This is a genomic window from uncultured Pontibacter sp. (genome assembly GCF_947492645.1).
Taxonomy (GTDB): Bacteria; Bacteroidota; Bacteroidia; order Cytophagales; family Hymenobacteraceae; genus Pontibacter.
On the sequence record NZ_CANLMZ010000006.1, the window covers coordinates 411920 to 438314 of the forward strand.

Here is a 26395-nt window from a genome sequence, read left to right on the forward strand (position 1 = left end):
GATGCGAAATCGGTTTATCTCATCTTCTCCAGGTCCCCAAATCAATTAATCAACTGCTTCGCCGAACAAGGTGCCTACGCTGCAATCGTGCACCAGCACGTTTACGTAATCGCCTTTTTTGTAATGTTTCTTATCAAAAATTACAACTTTGTTCTGGTCGTTGCGGCCGCTTAACTGCTCTTCTGATTTCTTGGACGTGCCTTCTACCAGTACCTTGTGCATCTTGCCTATATCACGCTTGTTGCGGTTAAGCGAGGTTTCGCGCTGCTTGGTGATAATTTCATCCAGGCGGCGTTTTTTTACTTCCAACGGAATGTCATCTTCCAGTTTTCGGGCTGCCAAAGTTCCAGGTCGCTCGGAGTAAAAGAACATGTAGGAATAGTCGTACTGCACGTAATCCATCAGCGAAAGCGTATCCTGGTGCTCTTCCTCAGTTTCGGTGCAAAAGCCGGCAATCATATCAGAAGAAATGCCGCAGTCATCGCCAAGTATAGCGCGGATAGCATCGACGCGGTTAATGTACCACTCACGGTCGTAAGTGCGGTTCATCAGTTCAAGCACACGTGAGTTACCGCTCTGGGCCGGAAGGTGTATGTATTTGCAGATGTTGTCATACTTTTTCATTGTGTAAAGCACTTCATCTGTAATATCCTTTGGGTGCGATGTTGAGAAACGCACACGCAAATCAGGTGAAAGCAAGGCCACCATTTCCAGTAGCTGCGCAAAGTTTACGCTCTCTGTTCCGTCTTCAGATGCCCACTTGTAGGAGTCAACGTTCTGGCCAAGCAGCGTTACTTCTTTATATCCCTGATCAACCAGCGCCTGTGCCTCACGAACTATAGAATGTGCATCACGGGAGCGCTCACGGCCTCTGGTAAACGGCACCACACAGAAAGAACACATGTTATCGCAACCACGCATGATCGAAATAAAGGCACTCACGCCGTTGCTGTTCAGTCTGATAGGGTTAATGTCGGCATATGTCTCTTCACGCGACAGGAGTACGTTTACAGCTTTCTGTCCGCCATCTACCTCGTTTATCAGGTTTGGCAGGTCGCGGTAAGCATCCGGGCCTACAACCAGGTCAACAATTTTTTCTTCTTCCAGTAATGATTTTTTTAGTCGCTCTGCCATACAGCCCAGCACACCCACCATCATTTCAGGCTTTTTCTTTTTATGAAAATTGATCTGCCCCAGGCGGTTGCGCACGGTTTGCTCAGCTTTCTCACGTATAGAACAAGTGTTCAGGAAAACCAGGTCTGCCTGTGCAATGTCTGAAGTGGTATCAAAGCCGTTCTCAAACATGATCGAAGACACAATTTCGCTGTCAGAGAAGTTCATGGCGCAGCCATAGCTTTCTATGTACAGTTTGCGACTTTTTCCGGTCTGCGTTTCCTGCGTAATATGGGTAGTATCGGCAGCTGCCGCTTGTTCTGGCGTGCGGTTGTCTATAAAATCTAAATCTACTATCGGATCCATGCTAATTATTTTACTGCTGCAAATATACTATAATCTCTTCACAATCGTGACAGAATGACAGGAAGATGTAAGGTTTATTGATTTAGGCTTTTTATTCAGCTAAAGTATAAGCCTGTAGCTTAACTAATTGCCCAGCACTTTCAGAATGGCCTTTGCTTTTAGCAGGCATTCTTCATACTCCCGCTCTGGTTCCGAATCATAGGTGATAGCGCTTCCCACCATAAAAGAGAGGTATTTTGCACTAGCGTTGTACTGTATGCTCCGGATTACCACATTAAAATCGCAGTCATTATCAGGGGTAATGTAACCGAAAGTGCCGGAGTAAAGCCCCCGCTTCGTGGCTTCCAGCTCTTCTATAAGCTGCATCGCGCTTATCTTGGGTGCCCCTGTCATGCTTCCCATCGGAAAAGCGCCTTTTAAAGCATCCGTCAAATCGTTTTCGGGTTTAAGCTCGCCTGTTATGGTAGAGATCATTTGCGACACTTGCCTGAAACCGTATATCCCGAACATTTCCTCTACCTGCACGGTTCCTGTGCTACAGGATCGGCTTAAGTCGTTTCGCACCAGGTCAACGATCATCATGTTCTCAGCCAGCTCTTTTTCGTCGTGGCGCAGCTGGTGCTGTAGCGCTGCATCTTCTTCGGGTGTCTGTCCTCTTTTTATGGTGCCTTTAATGGGCTGTGAAATTAATTTCTGCCCCTCTTTTTTTAGAAAACGCTCCGGCGAAGCGCACATAAGGTATTTGTCGTTATACTTTAAGTAACCTGAAAATGGGGTAGGAGACGCCTCGTTAAGAGCTAAGTATAAAGGTAGCGGCACTACTTCTGCATCTTCTGCAAAGAACTCCATGCAGTAATTTAGTTCATACACGTTCCCCTCTAAAATATGGTTCCTTATCTTCTCTACATTGGTTTTATACTGCTCAGGTGTTACCCTTTGTTTTAGCGTTACATGCGCCGGCGTTGCAGCACACGGTAAAGTTGACTGAAGTATGGCAGCAAGTATACTATCAATATTATTGTCTGAGCTGCTGATGTCTACGCTATCATCGTTAAAGTATAAGTATACTTGTGGCTCAAAGAAAAGCGCAGTCGGAAAAGCTATGCCATCGTGGTTGCTGCTGCTGAGTTTCTCGATCTGGTTTTTCAGATCATAGGTTAAATAGCCGCACCACAGGTTATGCCCGCCCGCTAGTTTTGCCTGTATACTTTCCAGCACATTTTGTTCGTCCAGGTTAATGGGGTGGTTAGCAGAAACGGCTAATAAATGCTGGAACCCGCCATGAGGATAAGCAATGCTGTTGGGGTTGTAATAGGCCACCAAGGGGTAGGTGCCGGCCCAAGCAAGTGCTTTAAGCCTGAAGCCGTTTAAAGATACTGGGAGGTCTTTTGCTTGTAAAACTGCGGTAAACATTCAGGTAGTTTTAAGGCTGTAAGGTAGCAAGGGCAAGCTTTGCTTTGGCATCGATGCTGTTTTTATACTCGTAGTCTTTGTAGCTTATCGCCTTATTAAAGTATACTTTGGCAAGAGCCTCCTGTTGCTGCTCTTTGTACAGGTAGCCAAGTTGCAAGGCAGCGTGTGGTGCAAAGTATAAATCTGTGCCGGCGCACACAGCGATTGTATTTTTGTAGAGTTTGATGGCTTGTGTAGCGTCTTGTAAACCATGGTAAATCCGGGCGCTGCGGTAAGTGTATTCTGCTTTTACAGGCAAAGAAACCTGTGTAGTATCAAGGGTTTTGATAGCTGCCAGCGCTTCACGGTAATAGCCCCCATCAGACTTTAACCGGGCCAGCAAAAGGGGTTTGTGTGCTTTTTCCTGCTTTAACACATACTTAGCGGCATATTTGTCCTCTTCTATTTCCTGGGAGCCTACTTCGCTTACTTTATTGTAGTGCCAGAGTGCCTGTGGGTGGTGGTTGCTTAGGTAATAGGCCAGGTGCAATTTAAAATGGGCAGCCTTGACGTAATGCTTTCCTTTATGTTGTTTCAGAAAGGCGGTGTTTTGAGCTACGGACTCGTCAAAATCGCCTCGGTACAAGTATAAATCTGCGGCCATATGCTGCAGGTATGGGAAAAGTAAATACTGGCTGCTTATCGGGCGGCTGCGGTAATACTTTAACGCTTGCTCGCTTTGCTTTGCCTTTTTGAGCGCGTGAACAACAGCGAACCTATAAAGCAGGTTATCGGGATGCTGACTTACGGCATTTTCAAGTATTCGTAGAGCCTGCTTTTCGTTTTGCTGGTCTACTACCTGTAGTGTTAAGGCATAAATCACTTTAGCCTCATCCTGAAAAGGGTTTTCTTTGGTGGCGGCGGATCTTAGGTTGGCAAGCCCTGAGTTTATACTTCCTTTCATGCCGATGATGTTAAGGAACCAGCGGTAGTTATCCGGTACTGACCCAATGAGCACCTGCAGCACGCCTAATGTTTTCTTGTTAGGAATAAAATCCGGGTGTTGCTTTGCAAGGGATGTATACTGTAAGTAAGCCTGGCGGATATCCCATGCAGCAGATAACTTGTTGCCAAACAAAATTTTACTTACACCTATCTGCATTCTTACTTCAGCTTGTGCATAGCGTTTCCAGGCGCTGTTTTCTTTTAACGCTTCTATCTGGCTTAGCCTGTTTTCCTGGTTTTGCAGCAGCGCTTCGTAGGCGGTGGCATCCTGTTGCACGCACAGCGTCAGGAAGTCGCCATAGTTTGCAACAAGTAGGGCGGCGGCATTTACAGCGTTTTGTTTAAGGTCTTGTTTTGTTAGCTGCTGGCCAGCTGCTATTCTAAGTTTCAGGTATTCCTGGTGTGCCCGAAGCGTGGTATGGCTATAAACAGAAGCGGCATGCAGCGACATAGTGCACAGCAGCTGAAGCATGAGCACCAAAAAAAAAGGATGGGGTTGAGCCATCCTTTTTAAAAGTATATGAAAGCGATTTCCGCTCAAGGTCTTGTTAGTAAATGCGCTGCTCTACGCCAGCCAGAATACGGCCGCAATGCTCGCACACAATAACTTTTTTCTGAGCTGCGATATCAGCCTGGCGCTGTGGCGGAACTGTGTTAAAGCAACCACCGCAAGCATCACGCTTAACAGTTACTACAGCAAGGCCGTTACGCACGTTTTTACGAATTCTGCTGTAAGCGCTCAGCAAACGGTCTTCGATGTTTGTTGATGCCTCCTGGCGCTCAGTTTCCAGCTTGTTTTCTTCTTCTTCACTTTCAGAAACAATCTGGTTCAACTCGTTTTTCTTGTTCTCTAGGTCTTTGCGGCGCTCTTCCAAGCGGTGCTTAGTGCCTTCAATATCGTTGTTTTTCTGCTCGATGTGGTAATGAGCTTCTTTGATCTTCTTCTCAGCGATTTGGATTTCCAGTTTCTGAAGTTCAACTTCTTTGGTGATGGCATCATACTCGCGGTTGTTGCGAACATTCTGCTGCTGATCTTCATACTTACGGATAAGGCCTTCAGCATCTTTGATGGCTTGCTTACGCTGTGCGATTGAATCGTTAAGCGCTGCGATTTCGTCATCAAACTTACGAACCCTCACTTCATAGCCTTCAATCTCATCTTCCAGGTCCTGAACCTCTTCGGGGAGGTCACCCCTTACGCGTCTAATTTCATCAAGCTGCGAATCGATGCTTTGGAGCTTTAATAATGCGTCCAATTTGCTGGCTACAGTACTTTCCATGTATTAAAAAGTGTATCTGATAGGGTTTGTGTTTACTTTTGTTAAATAGACTGCAAAATTAGCAAACTTTTTGGAAATCGTATCATAAAAAATCTCCTTTGTAAATACTTCGCTTTCATAGTGGCCGATATCTGCGAGCATCATCCTGCCTTCTGCATCAAAAAACTCGTGGTATTTTAAGTCACCGGTAACAAGCGCATCCGCACCCTGCCGCAAGGCATCTTTTATCAGGAAGCTACCTGCGCCACCACAAACAGCCACTTTCTTGATGCTCCTGTTGCCTACGGTAGTATAACGAAGCCCCTGGAGCTCCATTTTCTCCTTTAAATAAGCCAGGAATTCCTCTTCGTGCATTGCTTCTCTTAACTCCCCGATAATACCTATGCCTACTTCCTGGTTCTGGTTTTCAAGGTTGTAAAGATAATGGGCAACTTCTTCGTAAGGGTGCGCTGCCTGTAGTGCAGCCATTATTTTACCTTGCAGGTAAGCCGGAAAAATCACTTCTATCCTGTTTTCCTGTACCTGCTCCGGCTTATTGGCGCCGCCGATGGTTGGGTTTGCAAGCTCTGATGGAGTAAAACGACCTGTACCTGTTGTGCTGAAGCTGCAGTCGCTATACTGCCCAATATTGCCGGCTCCGGCCTGGTGTAAAGCAGCGAGCACTTGCTCTGTTTGCCCTACAGGCACAAAGGTAACTAACTGCATTAGGGTTTGTGGCTTATTTACAAGTATGCGCTGTTTTTGCAAATCCAACTTGTCTGCAATTTTAGTATTTACGCCATCTACAACGCTATCCAGGTTTGTGTGGCTGGCATAGATGGCAATGTTGTTTTGGATAGCCTTTATAATGGTGCGCTCTACGTAGTTTTTACCAGTTAGTGATTTCAGCCCTTTAAAAATAATGGGGTGATGTGCCACAATCAGGTTGCAGCCTTTCGCAATGGCATCGTCTACTACTTCTTCGGTGCAGTCAAGTGCTATCAATACGGATCTGACTTCATCGTTTGGGTTGCCTGTCAGCAGGCCTGCGTTATCGTAGCTTTCCTGGTAGCGGAGCGGGGCTAGTTGCTCTAAATGGTCGGTTACGTCTTTTACTCTGGTTATCATAGGTTGATTAATTCCTGTTTTTGGCGACTCGGTTTAAAATTAATTCTAATTTTGCTTTAGCTAAAACTATATGGTGAAATATCTCAAATTACTGCTCTGGCCATTTGCGGTGCTCTATGGCGCTATTACCGGCCTGCGCAACATACTATATAATAAGGGCATCTTAAGTAGCACCAGCTTTGGATTCCCAGTTATCGCAGTAGGTAACTTAACGGTTGGCGGCACAGGTAAAACACCTCATGTAGAATATCTTATCCGGTTGCTGCACAAGTATCGCTTAGCTACCCTCAGCCGTGGTTATAAACGTAAAACAACGGGTTTTATACTTGCCGATGCCTCCTCTACAGCGGCACAACTAGGCGACGAGCCCTTTCAGTACCACCGTGATCACCCAAACCTTACCGTAGCGGTATCTGAAAAAAGGGTTGAAGGAGTACAGTCGCTAAAGCAGCTGGTACCGGAAGTGGAGGTGATTATTCTGGATGATGCCATGCAACACCGGCCAATCAAGCCCTCCCTGATGATCATGCTTACTGATTATGGCAGGCCATTTTTTAAGGACTTTATACTTCCTGCCGGTTTATTGCGCGAGAGCAGGTACGGGGCCGGCAGAGCCGATGTGGTGGTGGTGAGCAAATGCCCGCAACAGATGAGCCAATCCCAGATGGAAGCGTATACCAAACGCATTAAAAAGTATACTGCACCTGCTGCGCCTGTCTTCTTTTCAACTTTTAAGTATGGCATGCCAGTAAGTATAGGAAACAGCAGGGAGGTAGCGGGTAAGGTTGTTTTGTTAACTGGCATCGCCAACCCTAAACCATTGCAGGAGTATTTGCAGGAGCAAGGGCTTACCATTAGCAAAGCGTTTACGTTCCCAGATCATCATACTTATACTTTAGAAGATGTGCGTGAAGTAAAAGATTATTTGACCAAGTATAAAAATCAAAGTATAAGCATTATAACTACAAGCAAGGACGCTGTAAAATTAACGGAACCGGCACTTGTGGAGGAAGTTACAAAGCTGCCAGTATTTTACCTGCCCATTGAGGTTTCTTTTCTGGGGAAGGGGGATTTATTTGATGCGATGGTGGAGGAACACGTAAAGCAGATGGCAGAGGCTAACCAAATATAGCCTGGTACTTATACTTTAGGAAAGTATAGCTTACGCGTACGTATACTTGTTGCGCGAAAATTATTAATTTTGAACTGTGAAGATAAAGTTACTATCCGGATTACTCCTCGTTATATGTCTGTTGGTAAGCCACGGTGCAGCTGCCCAGATCATAGATGACTCTACGAAAGTATTGTATAGCCCTAAAACTACCCTTCAGCTGTTTGAGAAAGATGTACTGGAGGGGCGTTTGCAACGCAGCCCTATAGATACTTCCATCTTAAACATGCAGAACGAGCGTTTCTGGTTTAACGACACTTCCTACTTTCAGCATTTAGGCAACGTAGGTACTTCGGCCAAGCCTTTGTTCTTTACTATATCCGATAAAATTGGGGTGCGGTTCGGCAAAAACGTTTTTGACCGCTATGCTTACAACCCGGAAACGATCAACTACTACGATACGCGTTCGCCATACTCTCATTTATACTATGTGCAGGGGCAGCGGGGCGAGCAGGTATTCGAGGGTATCTACGCCCGTAACATAAACGAACGCTGGAATGCGGGTGTGGCCTATCGCATACTGTCGGCTAACAAGCAGATTGGCACCTCCACAAAAGAGGGCTTAATTGATAATCAGGCTGTAAAGCTTTTCTCGCACTACACATCCAAGAATAAGAAATACGACTTGTTCTTCAATTACACGCTCATGAAGGTGGAGCAGATCGAATCCGGAGGTATCAGGCCCGAAACTGAAGACACTCCTTACGAAGAATTGTTTGACTACGAAACCGAAAGTATTTTTCTGCAGCAGGCAGCCACCGAAGAGTCGCGAAGTGGGCTACACTTAACAAACATATTTAAACTGGCCGGCGAAAACCTGAAGCTGTACAGTACAACCAACTGGAGGCGCCAGGCAAATGAGTACAGCGACGGCAGTTACCCGACGGATGATGCTGGCAGTCCCCTTTTTTACCCCAATTTTTACTATACAAATGTCCGGACGCGGGACAGAAACACTTATACTGAACTTCAGAACCAGTTTGGCTTTACAGGCAACAGCAGCATCTCTTTCTACAAAGCCTACCTAAAGCATCGCCGCGCAAATGTGGAGTATAGTATTTTAGATTTTATGCGCAACGATTCCCTTTCTACTGAGATAGAGAGAGGCGATAAGGCAACGTATAACCAGGTTTTTGTAGGCGGCCAGTTAAAACTGTTCTACGAAAACAAAGCCGAGTTGCTGGTAGATGGTGAATTTCAGATATCAACGGATTACCGCGTAAGGGCCCAAGGTGCGCTTGCAGGTTTTTCAGCCTCACAGGAGCGTATACTTCGTTCGCCATCGCTGGTAGAGCAGTTTATGCTAAGCAACCACTTCAGGTGGGACAACGAAGACTTTAACAGCTCGGTGATAGACAGGTCGGAAGTGGCTTATGCCGGTAAAGTAGGAGACAGGCAACATCTTAAGCTAGGAGTACACTATACAAACATCAAACGCCATATTTTCTTTAACGAGCAGGCTGTACCGGAGCAGTTAAGCGGCAACCAACGCTTTTGGGGGGCAGAGCTTAAGCACCACATCAATTTTGGACCGGTTCATTTCGAAAACTTTGTTGCCTACACCAATACCGAAGAAGCAGATAGAGTCAGAATTCCGGAGTGGGTGCTGGACTCTAAAGTATATTATCAAGGCTTTATATTTAAGAAAGCTTTATATGGGCAGTTTGGCGTGCAGGCTTACATGCCTACAGGTTATTTTACGGATGCTTATATGCCTGTTACACAGCAATTTTACCTGCAAAACGATATTCAGTTAACGACATACCCGGTGATCGATGTTTTTGTAAACGCTGATATAAAGTCGCTGAATATTTTCCTGAAGATGAGCCATGTAAACGATCAACTTTGGGAGCCAGGTTACTTCACTACACCGTATTACCCGGGTATGCGCCGCAGCTTTATTTTCGGTATTAAATGGATGTTCTTCGACTAACAGCAAGGAAGTGAGTGCATGTATAGCATTCTGATTTACAATTTAAATCAATAGGGTACTATGTATAACATCCACTCACACGCTTGTTTGGCATAAAATATTCAAAAATAATTATCCCTCATGTCTGAACTACAGCCAAATAAAACCATACTTCGCCTGGAGTTGCCAACCGACCCGCGTTGGGTAAACATTGCAGAGAAGAACATCGAAGAAATTTTGGTAGACCATGCCTACTGCGAACAAAAAGCAGCTACTTCAGCCATATCGCTTATTGTAAAGTATCCGGATAAAACCAGGCTTGTAGAAGAGCTAACTGATTTGGTGGCAGAGGAGTGGAGCCATTTTGAGCGTGTGCTGCAGCAACTGAAGAAGCGTGGCTATGGCCTTGGCCGCAACCGCCCTGATGAATATGTGGTAGAGTTAAGCAAGCACATCCGCAAGGGCGACAAACGTGAGCGACAGTTAATGGACCACCTGCTGGTGAACGCCTTAATTGAGGCCCGTAGCTGCGAACGTTTTAAACTGCTCTGGAAAAATATTGAGGACGAAGAGCTTCAGAAGTTTTATTATGAGTTAATGGTTTCTGAAGCAGGGCATTATGTAAGCTTTGTTAAACTTGCAAAAGAATACATGCCTGCCGATGTTGTAGATGCGCGCTTTAAAGAGTTACTTCAAATAGAATCTGAAATAATACGTAGCCTGGAGCCGCGCCCAGACAGAATGCACTAAACCATACGCTGATTAGTAAGCCTTTCTTTTGGTTTAAGTACGAATTACTGAAAGCTTATACTTTGCTGAGCTGTTAAACCTATAGTATAAACGGGCAGTCAAACTCACGTCTTCTGCTTTTTCTTTTTGGCAGCCGGAAACAGAATGTTATTTAATATTAACCTGTAGCCGGGCGAATTAGGGTGTAGCGCCAGGTCTGTTGGCTCTTCGCCTACAAGGTGCTGATAGTCTTCGGGGTCGTGGCCGCCATAAAATGTCCAGGTGCCTTTGGCGTAGGTGCCATGCATGTACCGAATCTCCCCAAGCTCACCGTTTTCACCCATCACTACCACCTCTGGCTTAACCGTGCTTTTCCTGAAGGCTGTTGTCTGCCCCATAAAACCTTTTATGGTTTTGGCATGGTTCTGTGTGAGCATGGTTGGGATCGGGTCCCATTTGGCGGAGAAGGTAAACAACTGAAAGTAGTCGTTTGCTTCGGTTACAGGGCGTTCCTGCGGTTGCATGTCTATGTTCGAGTATTCGTACTCTAGTGGGTTTTTAGATATCCTGAAGTCTTTGAAAGCAAAAGTCTTATCATAGTTCAGTTTACTTTGTGCATTAGGGTCTGCGGCATCACCGTCAAACATGGCTTCCACTATGTCTACTCCTTCAGCGGCAAGTGCAATATCGTAGGTGTCGGTGGCAGAGCACATGGCAAATAAAAAGCCTCCGCCGGCACAAAAATCCTTTATCTTGTTTACTACCGCCAGTTTTAACTGCGATACTTTAGCAAAGCCAAGCTTAGTTGCTGATGCCTCCGATTCGTTTTGCTGCTCCTGGTACCAGGGGTAATGGCGGTAGCTGGCATAAAACTTACCGTACTGCCCTGTAAAGTCTTCGTGGTGCAGGTGCAGCCAATCATACTTTGGCAGACCACCGGTAACTATTTCTTCATCGTAAATTACATCGTATGGTATTTCGGCATAGGTCAGCACCAGCGTTACGGCATCATCCCAGGGCATTTTGGATTTTGGAGTATAAACAGCCACTTTCGGCACCTTTTCCAATTTCATGATATCCATGTTAGCCTCCGGGTTGCTTATCTCGGTAAGTATGGCGTTATACTGCGCATCAGAGAGCACCGAGTAACTAATGCCCCGTACCACCAGTTCGTTTTCCAGTTGCTGCCCCTGCTGAAATGCGAAGCTGCCGCCACGGTAATTCAGTAGCCAATCTACGGGCACGTTTTTGCTAAGTACCCAATACGCCAGGCCGTACGATTTCAGGTGGTCTTTCTGCGACTCATCCATAGGCACTAAAATGGTGTTGGCCCCCGCTGAAAAGGCAAGTAAGAGCAGGGTTACAAAAAGTAGCGTGGTACGGAAAAACATTCAGTTCGTCTTTAAAATATTATCAAATGTATAAAATTGATTCTTTTTTCAAAGAAAGCATCTATCTTAGATGTTTAGCAGCTGTTTTTATACTTAACGGGAAAATAGCGTAAAGCGCACAAAAATCTTTTTAGACGGATGAACCTGATAGAGAATATTCGGGAGGGCCTGCGGGCTATCCATGGTAATTTACTAAGAACTGTACTAACCGGCCTTATTGTATCGATAGGCATTATGTCGCTAGTGGGCATTTTAACTGCGGTTGATAGCATGAAATACTCGCTTACACAAACCTTTTCGAGCCTGGGCGCCAACTCTTTCGACATCCGTAAAAAAGGATCAAACAATCGTGGCAGCCAGCAGGGGCGCACAGGCAAAGTATATCCTAACATTACGTATGTTCAGGCCAGCAAGTATAAAGACATGATGTCTGATAAAGCCAACGTTAGTTTATCAGCGTTTATTTCGGGTGCTACCGTCGTGAAAAGCGATACTGAGAAAACAAACCCAAACATTAGTGTAGTTGGCGGTGATGAATTTTACCTGCAGTCGCAGAACCTAAACCTGGCAAGTGGCCGTGGCTTTTCAAATTTTGAGCATGAGTTTGGTTCTAATGTGGCGATTGTTGGCAATGAGGTGAAGACAACCTTGTTTAAAAATAAAGATGCCATCGGGGAGCACATCACTTTTTTAGGCCGCAGGTTTAAGATTGTAGGCCTCCTGGAAACCAAAGGAAGCAGCATGGGCGGTGGCAGCGACCGCAGAATAATTATTCCGCTGGAAACAGGCCGGCAGATTCCACGCCAGGGTAGCTCTGATTTAACTTACGATATTAAAACAGCCATCGCAAACGCTGACGAAGTGGATTATGTGATGGGTGAGGCTACAGGTATTATGCGCAGCGTGCGGCAGGACCCTTTGGGGCAGGAAGAGTCTTTTGAAATAAGAAGAAGCGACTCGCTGATGCAAAGCCTGAACGAAATTTCCGGTTACCTGAAGGCCGGCGGTTTTATCATTGGCTTTATTACGCTGCTTGGTGCCTCTGTTGGCCTGATGAACATCATGATGGTATCGGTAAATGAGCGCACCCGCGAAATCGGTGTGAGAAAAGCTTTAGGTGCCACAGCGCATCAAATACGACAGCAGTTTCTTATCGAGGCCATTGTCATTTGTATACTTGGGGGCTTAGTAGGTATATTTTTAGGAATAATGATGGGTAACGGCATCGCATCGCTTATCGGCGAGGGCGGCTTTATAGTGCCGTGGCTTTGGGTTATTGTTGGCCTTAGCATTTGCGTGGCGGTCGGCGTTATTTCCGGTTATTATCCTGCTTTCAAAGCCTCAAAGCTAGATCCAATCGAATCTTTGCGTTACGAATAACACGACTTAAGTATAACTTTATACTTAAACAAAGCCCGCAAAAACGCTTAACTTACAATAGAGCGTGTTTGTGGACTTTGTGCTTTTTATTCTTGCAGGTATTACCTTAGGTGTACGTTCAGACGTTTTAGTTTATAGTATACTTCCTGTTTGTCCATGCTTCAGAACTCATCTCAAACTTGATTTCTTTTTTCCCATGCAGCCCCACTTCTTGCCAGCCTTGTAAGCGGTAAAATTTTTCGGCGCGCGTCTTAAATCCTGTACTTAACCAGATGGTTTTATTTGTTTGGCTAAAGTACCAGTCCAGCATAATGTTATGCAGCCTTTTGCCAATGCCTTTTCCTTCGTGCTCAGGCCTCAGAAATAAAGCCCATACATTTTGCGAAACCAGGTCCGCGATAGCAAAGCCTGCAATTTCATTTTCTATCTCACACACCCAACCCTTGCCTCTTTTTGTCAGGTATTCTTCGCAATGCTTGTCAGTAACTAAGCTATGGTCTGACAGCACGTTTTCTTTTACAGCATGCCTCACACTTTGAATTTGCGGTATATCTGTGGCCTGCGCTTCTCTTATAAGCATGGTATCGAAAGTATATAAACTAACATCGATTGCAGTTTTAGCCGTACTACTTGTGGTTTTTCTTCCTGATCGGTATCCAAAGTTCTTCTTCAGAGGCAGGGTCTTCGTTTTTATACTTAGCGCCCATTATGGCAAAATGAGGCCTGTTGTCTAGTGTATAATCAGATTCTGGAATCCATGTACCATAAATATACTGGTAAATTGTAGATGCCTCACTTGCTTTTCCTATGTAGGTGAACACGGCATAAAGTCCTTCAGGTATAGTTAAAGTTTCCATGCTTTGTGGTATCGCATCAGCTACTTGCACAGCTGCCCACTTCTCAAATTCCCTGGCAGGATGAAAGGTGTCGAAAAAGTCGTGTTCATAAACCTCTACTGAGAAAAGTGCCGCCCCTATGGTATTTCTCATACTTTTTTGCATGGGGATAAAGCGTTGCCACAATTCTTGCGTTTTATTTTCGGCAAGAGATGTTTTAATCCTAATACCTACTAAAGTTGTTTCTGAGAAAGTTTTTATTTGTGGTAGCAACTTCATTTCAATCCGGGACGGGTAAGCGTTAACAATAGAATTTATACTTTAAGGCTACTAAGTTATGACCTGATTAAGCTTGGAGGTAAAAGAAGAAGGCAAGCTGTTAGGCTTGCCTTCTTCTTGCAGAGTAATTGCGTATTACTTCTTTGTCGGAGTGTTTGTCTTCGTTGTATCAGCTTTCTCCGCTTCGTACTCTTGGTTAAGCCCGGATACAACATCAGTTGTTATATCTCTGGTAGAGTCGCTGTAAAGGATGGCGCTGTTGCCACGCTGGTAAGTTAATACCATTTTATAACCTTTCTCTTCGCTTAACTTTTTCAGGTAAGCTTCAACCTGGTCGTAAATCTTTTTCATTTCCTCAGACTCTTCAGACATCAACTCGTTGCCTGAGCTTTGCTGTAAAGCCTGTAATTGCTGCTGTTTTTGCATCAGGCGTTGTTCTGTAGCTTGTGCCTGCTGCTGCGTCATGCCGCCTGCCTGCTGCTGGAAACGCTGCACCTCTTTCTGGAAAGACTCAGCCTGGGAGCGAAGGCTTTTTTCCTTTGCCTCTGCTTTGCCTTGCAGCCTGGTTCTCACATCTTTAAAGTATTCGTAGTTGGCTAGTAAAGAGTCAGAATTTACATACACAATATCAGGCACGCCTGCTTCAGATCTTTCTGTTGCGCCAGTTTCTGAGACTACTGTAGCTTTTTCGCCATTCGGGTTACAGGCTGCCAGGGAAGCAGATGCTACTGCAAGGCCCAAGGTTAGTTTTAATAATTTCACAGTAAGTTTAATTGTTTTACTTGGTTGGAAGTTTTCAACTTTAAATATAGCTGATTTTTAGATTAAGCCTAATTTTTTTAATGTTTTAGTATCTCCTGGTAAGTTTCTTCGGCCTCCATCAAACCGTTGGCACCAATAGCAGTCAGGCGTACATGTTTCGTTTCGTTTACCAGCACCGGGTCATACTTGGCAGCTACGCGCACATAGTTTTCGGTCCAACCCTCCATTACGCCATCCTTCACGTCGTCTTCAAAAAGCACCGTAAACTCACGGCCAATGTTTTGCTCATAAAAGTGGCGTTTCTTTTTCTCTGAGAGGATGCGAAGCATATCGGCGCGGCGGTTGCGCTCTTTTATACTTACTTTGCCTGGCATTTCAGGGGCCAGCGTGTTTTCGCGCTCAGAGTAAGGGAACACGTGCAAGTAGCTTACATCCAGGCCGTTGATGAAGTTATACGTTTCCAGGAAATCTTCTTCTGTCTCGCCCGGGAAGCCTACTATCACATCAACGCCGATGCAGCAATGAGGCATTAAAGCCTTTATTTTGGCTACCCGGTCAGCGTACAATTCACGCTGGTAGCGGCGGCGCATCAGCTTTAATATTTTGTTCGAGCCCGATTGCAGCGGCACATGGAAGTGCGGCATAAAGCGCTGGCTCTGCGATACGTACGCTATGATCTCGTCTTTCAGCAGGTTTGGCTCAATAGATGAAATCCGGAACCGTTCAATATCCTGCACCTTATCCAACTCCTGCACCAGCTCATAAAAAGATTCTACCCGATTACCGTTCTGCAAGCCAAAATCGCCTGTGTTTACGCCGGTCAATACAATCTCTTTTACGCCAGATGCTGCTATTTCGTGTGCCGATTTAACTACGTTGGCTATACTATCGGAGCGGCTGTTGCCACGGGCCAATGGTATAGTGCAGAAGGAGCAGGAGTAGTCGCAGCCATCTTGTACTTTAAGAAAAGTGCGGGTACGGTCTCCAAAGGAATAGGAATTATGAAAGGTATTTGCCTCGGAAATTGGGCTGGCGTATACTTCGGCTTTGTCTTTTTTCTCAAAAGTTTCTAAAATATCCACTAACTGGAATTTCTCAGCGGCACCAAGTACAGCATCTACACCGGGTATTTCGGAAATTTCCTTCGGCTTTAGCTGTGCGTAGCAGCCCACAATGGTAATAAAGGCGTTAGGCGCGTATTTTTGGGCCTCTTTTACAATCTTACGGCATTTTTTGTCGGCGTTGTCGGTTACCGAGCAGGTGTTGATGACGTAAATATCCGGTGTGTCGGTGAATTCTACTTTTTCGAAACCACGTTCCTGGAAAATACGCCCGATGGTGCTGGTCTCAGAGTAGTTCAGCTTACAGCCTAAGGTATAAAAAGCTACTTTTTTCATAATCAGAGCGCAAAGGTACGAAATTTAATTGTGAATGAGTGAACGATAGTATAAGCTTGTAAATATTTGCCCGTCAGGTGGTTATTATATAAAATCAAAGCCTAATAAGCTGCGCCATTTATACATGTGCTGTAGTTGCCTTACTTCTTTACAAAGTCACCGAACGAGTGCTGCATATAAGCTTTGCCTAACTCAAGTTGATTTGCTGTAACAGCGGTATCCTGCGTTATCACTTGCTTAGACACGTTATCATATGTCAGCGCGCCTTGCGGCGTAACGAATCCAAACCCATCATTAAACACATAAAAGGCAAATGAATCAGCCTTCGGTGAAAGTAAATTTTGCCCCCAGGTAAAGTCCTGGTGCGGCAGGTTTAAAGCGGCGAGCAGGGTGGTGGCAATATCTGTTTGAGAGCCGATGGTATTTACCTGTAAGCCTTTTGATTTTAGAGCACCTCCGGTAAGTATAAAGGGGATGCGGAATTTGCTTGGCAGGTGGTTCGCGTCGTTGCCCGGGAGCGGGTGCCCATGATCTGCCGCTAACACAACCAGCGTGTTATCCCACCAGGGCTGTTTTTTCGCCTGCGCTATAAACTTACCCAAAGCCCAGTCTGTATAGTACACGCTGCTACGAAACAAGGCTTCATTATCTGAACCAGGGAATTTTGGCTTAATCGGGATTTCGAAAGGCTCATGGCTGCTTAAAGTATAAACCGTAGAAAAGAAAGGCTGTTCTTCCTGTTTCAGTTCACTTAACACCCGGTCAAACAATACGTGGTCGTGAGCGCCCCATTTAGAGTTATAAGTACTCGGGTCGAAGTCATACTTATCTACCAGTTTATTATAACCGCCATTCAGCAAGTATGATTTAATGTTTGCAAATTCAAGTTCGCCGCCGTAGTAATAGCTTGTTTTGTAACCTTTGTCTTTAAATACCTTGCTTAGTTGTGGCAGCTTCTCTGTTTTTTTAGGCGTCTTGATGATGGAGGTGATGGTTTGTACAGGGTAACCGCTCAGCAGAGCCACCATACCTTTCTCGCTTCTGTCGCCGCTGGCGTATAGGTTTGTAAAAGCAATGCCTTCTGCTGCCAGTTTATCAAGGTTTGGTGTAACGCCCGGCTCTCCACCTAAGTGGCCTACGAGTTTAGCGGTATAACTCTCTAGTATAATGAAAAGCACATTAGGCCTTGCTGTTTTAAGTATGGCTGTTGTATCAACGGTTCCGGAAGCGGCATATAGGCTGTTTACTTTTTCCTCCGCTTCTTCTTCTGGCATGTACTGATAAGGGTTGCTGCTCGATTTGCTGTACTTTAGCATGGCGTGCATCAGGTTCCAGGGCATGTTCAGGCCAGCGTGGTTGGCGTATGGGTTCTCAGAAAAATACGCCACACTTTGATTTATGGGAATTTGCTGCCATCCGCCCCGCAGCGGCAAAACCAACAGCACCAGGTAAGCAAACGATAAACTTCCGGCTACTACCTTAGTATTACCTAAACTATACTTTTTCTTATCGAATGCCTTTAAGTATAAAATGATAAAAAATGCGCTAAGGGCCAGCGTGACCAGGCTAAGTAAGAAAACTGGCGCAGTTGCAGCTGTGGCCACCATTTCGCCGGGTGTGTTAAGGTATTGCAGCGGTGTTGCATCCAGCCTGAAGCCCCAGAAAGTATAAAGCTCCAAATCTGCTGAGAGCAGCACAGAAATAAGTATAAGTAAAGTATAAGTATAGACCCTGATAATGCCTGAGGGCTTAAAAGCCGGCCATAAAGTAGCAACCAAACTAAGCAGAAATGGAAGTACACAAATGTAGGCGGTAAAAGAGGCATCCAGTCGGAGACCATACAGGAAAGTATAAAATATATCGCCTCCACTTAATTGCTCTGATTTATCGTGGTGGTAAAGCAGAAACAGCCCACGGGCAACTATAAAGTATAGCAACCAGAACAGAAAGTATAGGGGTTGAAAGTAAACGCGTTTTTTCACAGCGCAAATATAAACGTATTACACCAGCCATACTTAACGAAAGCCTCTTAAAGATAATTCCTGCACAATCCTTCAAGGATGATGTTATTAGAACTTCAGTTCATGAAACTTGTAGTATATAGTAACACCCTCTTAAATATAGGGGGTGTTACTAAAAATTTGCAGTTTGTCGTCTCAGCCCCTTAAAAATTACACCCCTTTTTCTTGATGGTATGATTTTATGCTTATATTTGGTCCGAATTTAAGACCCAACCCCTTTTATACCCATGGCAATACTTCGTTTTAAAGCGCTTGAGCTTGTTAGCCAGCGTAAACCAGGTGAGGTAGTACTTCCTTCCCACAAAATATCTGAGTTTTTCGGCGAGAACGTATTTGGTTTTGAGGCCATGCGTGCCACTATGTCTTCTGACTTCTTTAAGCGCCTGGTGCGCACAACAGAAGCAGGAGAGAAAGTTGACCGTGACTTGGCTGATGCTGTTGCAGCTGCCATGAAAACATGGGCAATCAGTAAAGGTGCCACCCATTATACCCATTGGTTTCAGCCGTTAACAGGCTCTACCGCCGAAAAGCACGACTCATTCTTTGATCTTACTTTTGACGGAGATGCCATTGAGAGTTTTAAAGGCAGCGCCCTTGTACAGCAGGAGCCGGATGCATCTTCTTTCCCGAGTGGCGGTATCCGAAACACATTTGAAGCCCGTGGCTACAGCGCCTGGGATCCTTCTTCACCAGCCTTCCTGATTGAGAATGCCGGTACAAAAACACTTTGTATTCCTACCATTTTTGTGTCTTACACAGGCGAAGCCCTTGACTACAAAACACCATTGTTAAAGTCGTTGAAGCTGTTGAACGATGCAGCTGTGCCTGTGTGCCAGTACTTTGATAAAGAGGTAACAAAAGTTATCACTACCTTAGGTATAGAGCAGGAGTACTTCCTAGTTGACAAAGCGCTTTATGAGGCCCGCCCAGACCTTATAGTTTCTGGCCGTACCTTGTTTGGCCATGCGCCTGCAAAAGGCCAGCAGTTAGAAGACCACTACTTTGGCAGCATTCCGAGCCGGGTACACGCATTTATGGTTGATTTTGAGAAAACTGCCCTACGATTGGGTATTCCGCTTAGAACGCGCCACAACGAAGTAGCACCAAACCAGTTTGAGTGCGCCCCAACCTTTGAGGATGCAAACCTGGCGGTAGACCACAACCAGTTGCTGATGGATATTATGGACCGCGTAGCTGAGCGCCACAACTTTAAAGTATTGCTGCATGAGAAGCCTTTTAAAGGTGTGAATGGCAGCGGAAAGCATAATAACTGGGCCATGAGCACCAACACAGGCGTAAACCTGTTAGGCCCGGGTAAAAAACCAAAAGAGAACCTGCAGTTCCTCACGTTCTTCATCAACACAATAAAAGCTGTTTACAAGTACGACGACCTGATGCGTGCAAGTATAGCCTCTGCCAGCAACGACCACCGTTTGGGGGCTAACGAAGCGCCTCCGGCTATCATGTCGGTGTTTATCGGTCAGCAGCTAACGGCTGTACTTGATGAGTTTGAGCGTACCTCCAAGGTGCCAATCGAGAAAGGAGACAATATGTACCTGAAGCTTGGCATCGATAGAATACCGGAAGTACTTCGCGACAACACAGACCGCAACCGTACTTCTCCGTTTGCCTTTACAGGTAATAAATTCGAGTTCCGTGCGGTAGGTTCGTCTGCCAACTCATCGTCACCCATGACGGTGCTTAACACCATTGTTGCCAACCAGCTAATCGAGTTCCGCAAAACGGTTGATGAATTGATAGACAACCAGGGCGTTAAAAAAGAGGTGGCGATTATACAGGTGCTGCGCGAATATGTAGCAGAGTCCAAGCGCATCCGTTTCGAGGGGAATGGCTATTCTAAAGAGTGGGAAGAAGAGGCTGAGCGTCGTGGCTTATCCAACGTGAAGTCTACGCCGATGGCATTGGATGTGTATGACCGTGAAGATGTGGTGGAGTTATTCTCAAAGCACGGCATCTTAACTGAGAAAGAGTTGAAGGCGCGTCACGAGATTCTATTGGAGGAGTACATTAAAAAGATCCAGATCGAATCGCGTGTGATGGGCGACCTTGCTGTAAACCATGTTATCCCGACGGCAATAGCTTACCAGAACAAGCTTATCCAAAACATCCGTGGCTTAAAAGATCTTGGCCTGGAAGATGAGTATACGCAAACAACCCTTGAGGCTATAAAGAAAATGTCGCGCCACATCACCACAATCCAAAAGAATGTGGACGCGATGATTGATGCCCGCAAAGTAGCCAACAAAATAGACGATGTGCGTGAACGTGCCATTATGTACCGTGAGCAGGTGTTTGGCTACTTCGATACAATCCGTTATAGCGTAGATAAGCTGGAACTGATGGTAGATGACGAAGATTGGCCGTTGATCAAGTACCGCGAACTTATGTTCCGACGTTAGGCTTTTAAAGAGTGATTTATATAGCGAGGGCACCCATTGGGTGCCCTCGCTGCGTTAATGGGCTAGTTGAGATGGTAATTCTGCTGCTTAATGGAGTTTAATTTACGGGAGGTTTGCAGCAAAGTAGCTACAAGCAAGGCTATAATAACAGCCATGGCTATTACAAGCCTCGACAGCACTTTGATTGTATTCATTTGCCGCTCCGCAGAGTCCAGAAGCTCATGGCCAACGGTTTCCTGAATTTCGCTGAGGTCGTGCAAAGGATTAAGTACCTGCTGGAAAGCGGCTTTGCCTGTCGTATTATAGCTTTTTCTGGCGGCGGTATCAAAATTACTGCTTTCAGCAAGTATGGCCTTTTGCACGTTTACCAGGCTGTGCTGGGCCTTTTTATAACTTTCCAGGTTCTGGCGTTCCTTGTCCGTAAGGTAGGTGGCCTCAAATTTTACAAGTATGGAATCTATTTCGTACTGGTTGTTTTTAATAGCCAGGTTAAGCTCATTTTTCGTGTTTCTATCGCCCTCAAGTATATGCTCCTCAAGCAGTAAATGGTTTTTATAGCTGCGCTCCATAATCGCTGCTATATCCAGCGCAGGAATTAGTCTGTCTTCGTAAACCGATTTAAACTGCCCACTAACCTGCTTCATGCTGTAATTCATAAACCAGTTTGACAACACTATCACCAAAAATATAAAGCCTAAGGCCAAGGCAATTTTATCGCGCTGCTTCAAATTTATACTCCAATCCATACCTCACTTGTGGTTGTTTAACCTAAATCTAACAAATTTTAAAAGTATTGCAAGTAAAACGCCTGCATAATTCGAGCCATACTTGCATGTTCAGCCAATAATTTCATTTAATAATACTAAAACTTAAAGAACCACACGCGTATAAAAGGCACAACCTGCTGAACCTTAATAAACGCGATACATTGTGATTCCGATAAAAATACACACACAACCAGATGATTCTACCTGCGGGCCAACCAGCCTGCACGCTGTGTACCGATATTTTAAGGATCCAATTACGCTAAGCGATGTCATAAAGGAAGTGCCTTACCTGGATGAAGGTGGTACGTTAGAGGTTTTACTAGCCTGCCATGCCTTAAAAAGAGGATACCGGGCAAGTATTTATACGTATAACCTGCACATTTTCGATCCTACCTGGATTGGCCTGAGCAACGAAGAAATCATTCACAAACTGGAGCAGCAGCTGGAGTTTAAAAAGGGCAGCAAGTTCCGAAGGGCCACCATGGCTTACATCGATTTCCTGAAGCTTGGCGGAGAGCTTAAAAGCAGAGACCTCACAAAATCACTTTTAATTGAATACTTTGACCAGGGCATACCCTTGCTTACCGGTTTAAGTGCCACTTACCTGTACAGAAGCTCCAGAGAATTTGGTGATGAGCACGGAAATTCTGTTTACGATGATGTGCGGGGTTTCCCTATGGGGCATTTTGTTGTGCTTTGCGGCCTCGGCGAAGACATGAAAAGTATAGTGGTGGCCGACCCTTACCGGGAGAACCCATACTTTAAAAACAATTATTACGAGGTAAAAGCATCTCACCTTATCAATTCAATTATGCTGGGCATGGCCACGTTCGATGCAAATCTGCTTGCCATTCAACCAGCTGTTAAAGACCCTGTGCAAGTATAAAACATGCGAAAAATTGTTGTTGTTGATTATCTCAAAGATTGGGATGCGGCGATAGAAGACATAGAGGTAATCGAGGCTCAAAGCTATCTTACCGACACCACCTACACAGACATCCGGAATGCCCGGATATTTAACCTTTGCCGTTCTTACAAATATCAGAGTGCGGGATACTATGTGTCGTTGCTGGCAGAGGCGCGCGGGCACAAGCCTATACCTAGCGTTACCACCATGCAGGACCTGAAAAGCCCTACCATTGTACGTGCCATAACCGTTGAGTTGAATGAGCTTATTCAGAAAAGCCTTGCAAGCCTGCGCTCTAAAAACTTTACCTTAAGTATATATTTCGGGCAGAACGTAGCCAAGAAATACGAAAAGTTGTGTAAACAGCTTCACGACCTGTTTCAGGCGCCTTTGCTGCGAGCCCAGTTTGTTTTTAAAGAAGAGTGGGTGCTGCAAAGTATAACGCCCATACCTGTAAACGAAGTACCCGATAACCACCAGAGCTACCTGGTACGCTTCGCTAAGGCATACTTTGCAAGGCATCGCTTTTCCGGGGCGCGCATTACCCGCAAAACCTACGACCTGGCCATACTTGTAGACCCAGAGGAGCAGGAGCCACCTTCAGACAAAAAGGCCCTACAGCATTTTATGGAAGTGGCTGACGCAATGGGCTTTTATGTAGAGCTTATAACAAAGGACGACCACCGAAGGCTGGCAGAATTTGATGCCTTGTTTATCCGGGAAACAACCTCTGTAAACCACCACACGTACAGGTTTGCCCGTAAGGCTTACGCCGATGGACTGGTTGTGATAGACGACCCGGTTTCTATTTTGCGATGCACGAACAAAGTATACCTGGCCGAGCTGCTGGCAAAAGCAAAGGTGCCTACACCTAAAACCATGATCATCCACAAGGATAACCGGCATGAGGTAGAGGCTGCATTGGGCTTGCCCTGCGTGCTTAAAAAGCCTGACAGTTCTTTCTCGCAAGGTGTGGTGAAGGCAAAAGACCCGGAATGCCTGAAAAAGAACCTGGATGAGATGCTTTCTGAATCAGAATTGATAATAGGGCAGGAATTTTCTCCAACAGACTTTGACTGGCGCATAGGTGTTTTAGACAAACAACCGCTTTTTGCCTGCAAATATTACATGGCAAAGGGGCATTGGCAGATATATAATTGGGAAGGTAAGAAACAAGACACATCCGGAGACGTAGAGACAATTCCATTCGAAGATGTTCCGTTTGTGGTTCTCCACACAGCTCTTAAAGCCGCCAACTTAATAGGGGATGGCCTTTATGGAGTTGATGTAAAAGAGATTGACGGAAAAGCATATATCATAGAAGTAAATGACAACCCTAGCATCGAAGCAGGTTGTGAAGACAAAATTCTAAAGAAAGAACTTTATGCATCCATTGTTAAGTCCATTAAGCGTCGTATCGACAATCACAAAAACATCAGGACAGATGAGTAAAAGAAAAACTCCGCTGCACCTTTTTGAGGCATTTGGCGTGGAGCTGGAGTACATGATCGTGGAGCGGGACAGCCTGAAGGTAAAGCCTATCACGGATAAACTGATTTACGACCAGGTCGGGGAATATCTATCTGATGTTGAGTTTGGAGACATCGCCTGGAGCAACGAACTGGTGCTACACGTGGTGGAGCTTAAAACACAAGGGCCGGTTCAGAACCTGGCTGGCTTACAATGGAAAATGCTGGAGCATGTGCGTAAAATAAACCAGATGCTGCAGAAGTATGATGCCATGCTGTTGCCTACCGGTGCGCACCCGCTTATGAACCCAGATACCGACACGCAACTGTGGCCGCACGAGCACAATGCCATCTATGAGGCTTACAACAAAGTTTTTGATTGCCGTGGCCACGGATGGGCCAACTTGCAGAGCACGCACCTTAACCTGCCGTTTGCCAACGACGAAGAGTTTGAGAAACTGCATGCTGCTATCCGGGTGCTGTTGCCCATCATGCCTGCGCTAAGTGCATCGTCTCCTATACTTGATGGCAGGCTTACCGGCCTGGATGATACAAGACTGGAAGTATACCGCCACAACCAGGATCGAATTCCTGCCATTGCTGGAAGTATAATTCCGGAACAGGCATTCAGCAAAGCAGCATACGAAGCGATAATCCTTAACCCTATTTATGAGGCAATCAAGCCATACGATGCAGAAGGTATACTTCAGGATGAGTTTTTGAACTCGCGTGGCGCCATTGCCCGCTTCCAGCGCAATGCCATCGAAATCCGGTTACTGGATATCCAGGAAAGCCCCGTGGCGGATCTGGCAATTGTACAGGCTGTTGTGGGGGTGCTACAGGCATTGGTGGCTGAGCGCTGGGCTAAAATATCGGAACTTAAAAAGTGGGATGAGAAAAGACTGGCAAGCATACTGCACCAGGTTATTGCCAAGGGGCAGCAAGCCATTATTACTGACCTGGAGTTTATAGGCCTGTTTGGATTTAAATGCACCGAAAACTGTACGGTAGGTGAACTGTGGAAGCACCTGGTTAAGGAAACCCTTACACTTGATGACGAACCGGAGGTGGCTTATGCCTTGCATGTGATCTTATCCAGAGGCAATTTATCTAGGCGCATCTCGGAAGCTGCTGGCGATGCTCCCTCAGAAGAAAAGATAAAAGAAGTCTATCAAAATTTAGCGATCTGCCTTCAGAACGGAGGCGTGTTTCTACCTGAAAAACCATGCTAAAATTACTGCTGACCTGCGAGCACGGAGGTAACCAGGTTCCTGTTGCATACCAGTCTTTGTTTCAGGAACATCAGGAAGAATTAAAGTCTCACCAGGGATATGATATCGGAGCTTTAGAACTGTTCCGGGAATTAGAGGATTTGGGAGACATCAGCTTCTATGCTGAAACATCGCGCCTGCTTGTGGAGCTTAACCGCTCGCTGCACCACAAACGCTTGTTTTCTGATTATACCCGCTACCTGGCTGATAGCGACAAGAATTTCATACTTAAAAATTACTATTACCCATACCGCGACAAGGTAGAGCAGTTGGTGCACGATTTTGTTATGGCTGGGCGTACTGTTTTGCACATTGCCATTCATAGCTTTACCCCTGTGCTTAACGGCGAGGAAAGGCATGCTGACATCGGTTTGCTTTATGACCCCAAACGTAAGCGCGAGCAGGCTTTCTGCCGTGAATGGAGGCAAGCTTTGTATAAGGGAAGTCCAGAATTACTTGTACGCAACAATTACCCATACTTGGGTATATCGGATGGTTTACCTACATACCTGCGCAAACGCTTTAAAGAAGACGAGTACCTGGGCATTGAGCTGGAGGTTAATCAGAAGTTTCCGTTGGGCGACCCGCAGCGTTGGAAGGAAGTTAAGAACGCAATCAGGTATTCTTTAGAAGTGGCTTTAAAGAACAAAAGACCAGATGAGCACGAAGAGCAGGTTGCTTGACAAACTAAAAAAGGCCTTATAATACAACAAAGTTCTTATATATGAAGTATTGTTCATTAGACTGATTCATTTCACATCTTTTTTATACTTTTAATTTAATTATTTGTCTACATAATTACCTCAACTATGAAATTGAAAAGTTTACTTAACCTCGCTATTGTTTTGATTGTAGGGCAGCTGCTTTTTGCCTGTAACTCAGCTAAATATTATGAGTTTGCCGCGCACAAACCAGAAGCTTACAACAAGGCTAAACCGGCTCCTGCTGCAGAGGAGGCAACTCCTTCTTTAACAGAATTGGCTTTAAAGGCTGCTGATGAGCAGGCAGCCAAGCAAGAAGCTGCCCCTGTACTAGAGGCAAATGCTGTAGCTACCGTAACAACTGTAACACCTAAGAAAGCTGTAAAAGCAAATGTTTTGAAAGAAGCTGGTGCTGCAGAAGCTAAAACAGTTACAGAGACAGAAGCTTTGGAAATGGCTAAAGAACGCATTGCCAGTATGACCAAAGCCGAGAAAAAAGAGCTGAAGAAAGAACTGAAAGAAGCCATAAAGCAGGACCGTGGCGGAAGCAGAACCTCTATTGTAGAGATTATACTTGCCATCATACTTCCTCCGCTGGCAGTATTCTTACACGATGGTATAGGCACCTCCTTCTGGATAAATATTATCCTGACGCTGCTGTTCTTCCTGCCAGGTATTATACATGCCTTGTTAGTTGTGACAGATTCTATTTAAGTAAC

The 26395-nt window shown here is 45.4% G+C and carries 22 protein-coding genes; 10 read left to right on the forward strand and 12 right to left on the reverse strand.

The window, feature by feature from the left end:
• Positions 1-45: 45 nt before the first annotated feature.
• The 5 genes from miaB to Q1A23_RS08360 form a co-directional block, all read right to left on the reverse strand.
• Positions 46-1479 carry a tRNA (N6-isopentenyl adenosine(37)-C2)-methylthiotransferase MiaB gene (gene miaB, locus Q1A23_RS08340; protein ID WP_299821913.1) on the reverse strand — a complete coding sequence of 478 codons (1434 nt, stop codon included), beginning with the start codon at positions 1477-1479 and terminating at the stop codon, positions 46-48.
• A 123-nt stretch (positions 1480-1602) separates the two neighbouring features.
• Positions 1603-2892, reverse strand: coding sequence for an anthranilate synthase component I family protein (locus Q1A23_RS08345; protein WP_299821915.1), 1290 nt, complete (start codon positions 2890-2892; stop codon positions 1603-1605).
• 10 nt (positions 2893-2902) lie between these two features.
• On the reverse strand, positions 2903-4381 hold the full coding sequence (locus Q1A23_RS08350; RefSeq protein WP_299821917.1) for a tetratricopeptide repeat protein: 1479 nt from the start codon (positions 4379-4381) through the stop codon (positions 2903-2905).
• A 43-nt stretch (positions 4382-4424) separates the two neighbouring features.
• Entirely contained in the window at positions 4425-5156 is a 732-nt protein-coding gene (locus tag Q1A23_RS08355) for a C4-type zinc ribbon domain-containing protein (protein ID WP_299821919.1), read from the reverse strand.
• 3 nt (positions 5157-5159) lie between these two features.
• Complete coding sequence (locus tag Q1A23_RS08360) at positions 5160-6263, reverse strand: Nif3-like dinuclear metal center hexameric protein (RefSeq protein WP_299821921.1); 1104 nt, start codon at positions 6261-6263, stop codon at positions 5160-5162.
• Positions 6264-6333: 70 nt separating this feature from the next.
• Between Q1A23_RS08360 and lpxK the strand changes: the two genes are divergently transcribed.
• The 3 genes from lpxK (at position 6334) to Q1A23_RS08375 (ending at position 10096) form a co-directional block, all read left to right on the forward strand.
• A complete protein-coding gene (lpxK, locus tag Q1A23_RS08365) occupies positions 6334-7395 on the forward strand; it encodes a tetraacyldisaccharide 4'-kinase (protein WP_299821923.1) in 1062 nt (353 codons plus the stop codon).
• A gap of 76 nt (positions 7396-7471) precedes the next feature.
• A complete protein-coding gene (locus Q1A23_RS08370; protein ID WP_299821925.1) occupies positions 7472-9367 on the forward strand; it encodes a putative porin in 1896 nt (631 codons plus the stop codon).
• A 120-nt stretch (positions 9368-9487) separates the two neighbouring features.
• On the forward strand, positions 9488-10096 hold the full coding sequence (locus Q1A23_RS08375; RefSeq protein ID WP_299821927.1) for a tRNA-(ms[2]io[6]A)-hydroxylase: 609 nt from the start codon (positions 9488-9490) through the stop codon (positions 10094-10096).
• A gap of 104 nt (positions 10097-10200) precedes the next feature.
• Here Q1A23_RS08375 and Q1A23_RS08380 read toward each other — a convergent pair whose 3' ends face one another.
• Positions 10201-11466, reverse strand: a complete 1266-nt coding sequence (locus Q1A23_RS08380) for an asparagine synthetase B (protein WP_299821929.1) — start codon at positions 11464-11466, stop codon at positions 10201-10203.
• Between the two features lie 138 nt (positions 11467-11604).
• Here Q1A23_RS08380 and Q1A23_RS08385 point away from each other — a divergent pair, with 138 nt between their 5' ends.
• The gene (locus Q1A23_RS08385; protein ID WP_299821931.1) at positions 11605-12846 is read left to right on the forward strand and encodes an ABC transporter permease; all 1242 of its coding nucleotides are present in this window, start codon (positions 11605-11607) and stop codon (positions 12844-12846) included.
• A 127-nt stretch (positions 12847-12973) separates the two neighbouring features.
• On the opposite strand, the gene Q1A23_RS08390 is transcribed toward Q1A23_RS08385, so the two are convergent.
• The 5 genes from Q1A23_RS08390 to Q1A23_RS08410 form a co-directional block, all read right to left on the reverse strand.
• Positions 12974-13426, reverse strand: a complete 453-nt coding sequence (locus Q1A23_RS08390; RefSeq protein WP_299821933.1) for a GNAT family N-acetyltransferase — start codon at positions 13424-13426, stop codon at positions 12974-12976.
• Between the two features lie 46 nt (positions 13427-13472).
• Positions 13473-13961 carry a GyrI-like domain-containing protein gene (locus tag Q1A23_RS08395; RefSeq protein WP_299821935.1) on the reverse strand — a complete coding sequence of 163 codons (489 nt, stop codon included), beginning with the start codon at positions 13959-13961 and terminating at the stop codon, positions 13473-13475.
• Positions 13962-14096: 135 nt separating this feature from the next.
• Positions 14097-14723 carry an OmpH family outer membrane protein gene (locus Q1A23_RS08400; protein ID WP_299821937.1) on the reverse strand — a complete coding sequence of 209 codons (627 nt, stop codon included), beginning with the start codon at positions 14721-14723 and terminating at the stop codon, positions 14097-14099.
• A gap of 77 nt (positions 14724-14800) precedes the next feature.
• Complete coding sequence (gene mtaB, locus Q1A23_RS08405; RefSeq protein ID WP_299821939.1) at positions 14801-16120, reverse strand: tRNA (N(6)-L-threonylcarbamoyladenosine(37)-C(2))-methylthiotransferase MtaB; 1320 nt, start codon at positions 16118-16120, stop codon at positions 14801-14803.
• 140 nt (positions 16121-16260) lie between these two features.
• Positions 16261-18102 (reverse strand): alkaline phosphatase family protein, encoded by a 1842-nt coding sequence (locus tag Q1A23_RS08410; RefSeq protein ID WP_299821941.1) that lies wholly within the window; start codon positions 18100-18102, stop codon positions 16261-16263.
• A 266-nt stretch (positions 18103-18368) separates the two neighbouring features.
• Here Q1A23_RS08410 and Q1A23_RS08415 point away from each other — a divergent pair, with 266 nt between their 5' ends.
• Entirely contained in the window at positions 18369-20561 is a 2193-nt protein-coding gene (locus Q1A23_RS08415; protein WP_299821943.1) for a glutamine synthetase III, read from the forward strand.
• Positions 20562-20623: 62 nt separating this feature from the next.
• Here Q1A23_RS08415 and Q1A23_RS08420 read toward each other — a convergent pair whose 3' ends face one another.
• Entirely contained in the window at positions 20624-21307 is a 684-nt protein-coding gene (locus tag Q1A23_RS08420; protein WP_299821944.1) for an MCP four helix bundle domain-containing protein, read from the reverse strand.
• Between the two features lie 184 nt (positions 21308-21491).
• Between Q1A23_RS08420 and Q1A23_RS08425 the strand changes: the two genes are divergently transcribed.
• The 5 genes from Q1A23_RS08425 to Q1A23_RS08445 all read left to right on the forward strand — a co-directional run bounded on the left by Q1A23_RS08425 (position 21492) and on the right by Q1A23_RS08445 (position 26390).
• Complete coding sequence (locus Q1A23_RS08425; protein ID WP_299821946.1) at positions 21492-22214, forward strand: peptidase-C39 like family protein; 723 nt, start codon at positions 21492-21494, stop codon at positions 22212-22214.
• A 3-nt stretch (positions 22215-22217) separates the two neighbouring features.
• A complete protein-coding gene (locus Q1A23_RS08430; protein WP_299821948.1) occupies positions 22218-23687 on the forward strand; it encodes a RimK family protein in 1470 nt (489 codons plus the stop codon).
• Positions 23680-24936: a glutamate-cysteine ligase family protein gene (locus Q1A23_RS08435; protein WP_299821950.1), complete on the forward strand. Its 1257-nt coding sequence runs from the start codon at positions 23680-23682 to the stop codon at positions 24934-24936. The genes Q1A23_RS08430 and Q1A23_RS08435 overlap by 8 nt, the downstream gene beginning before the upstream one ends.
• Positions 24930-25658 (forward strand): N-formylglutamate amidohydrolase, encoded by a 729-nt coding sequence (locus Q1A23_RS08440; RefSeq protein WP_299821952.1) that lies wholly within the window; start codon positions 24930-24932, stop codon positions 25656-25658. Before Q1A23_RS08435 ends, Q1A23_RS08440 begins: the two co-directional genes overlap by 7 nt.
• 576 nt (positions 25659-26234) lie before the next feature.
• The gene (locus Q1A23_RS08445) at positions 26235-26390 is read left to right on the forward strand and encodes a YqaE/Pmp3 family membrane protein (protein ID WP_299822301.1); all 156 of its coding nucleotides are present in this window, start codon (positions 26235-26237) and stop codon (positions 26388-26390) included.
• The last annotated feature ends 5 nt before the right edge of the window (positions 26391-26395 follow it).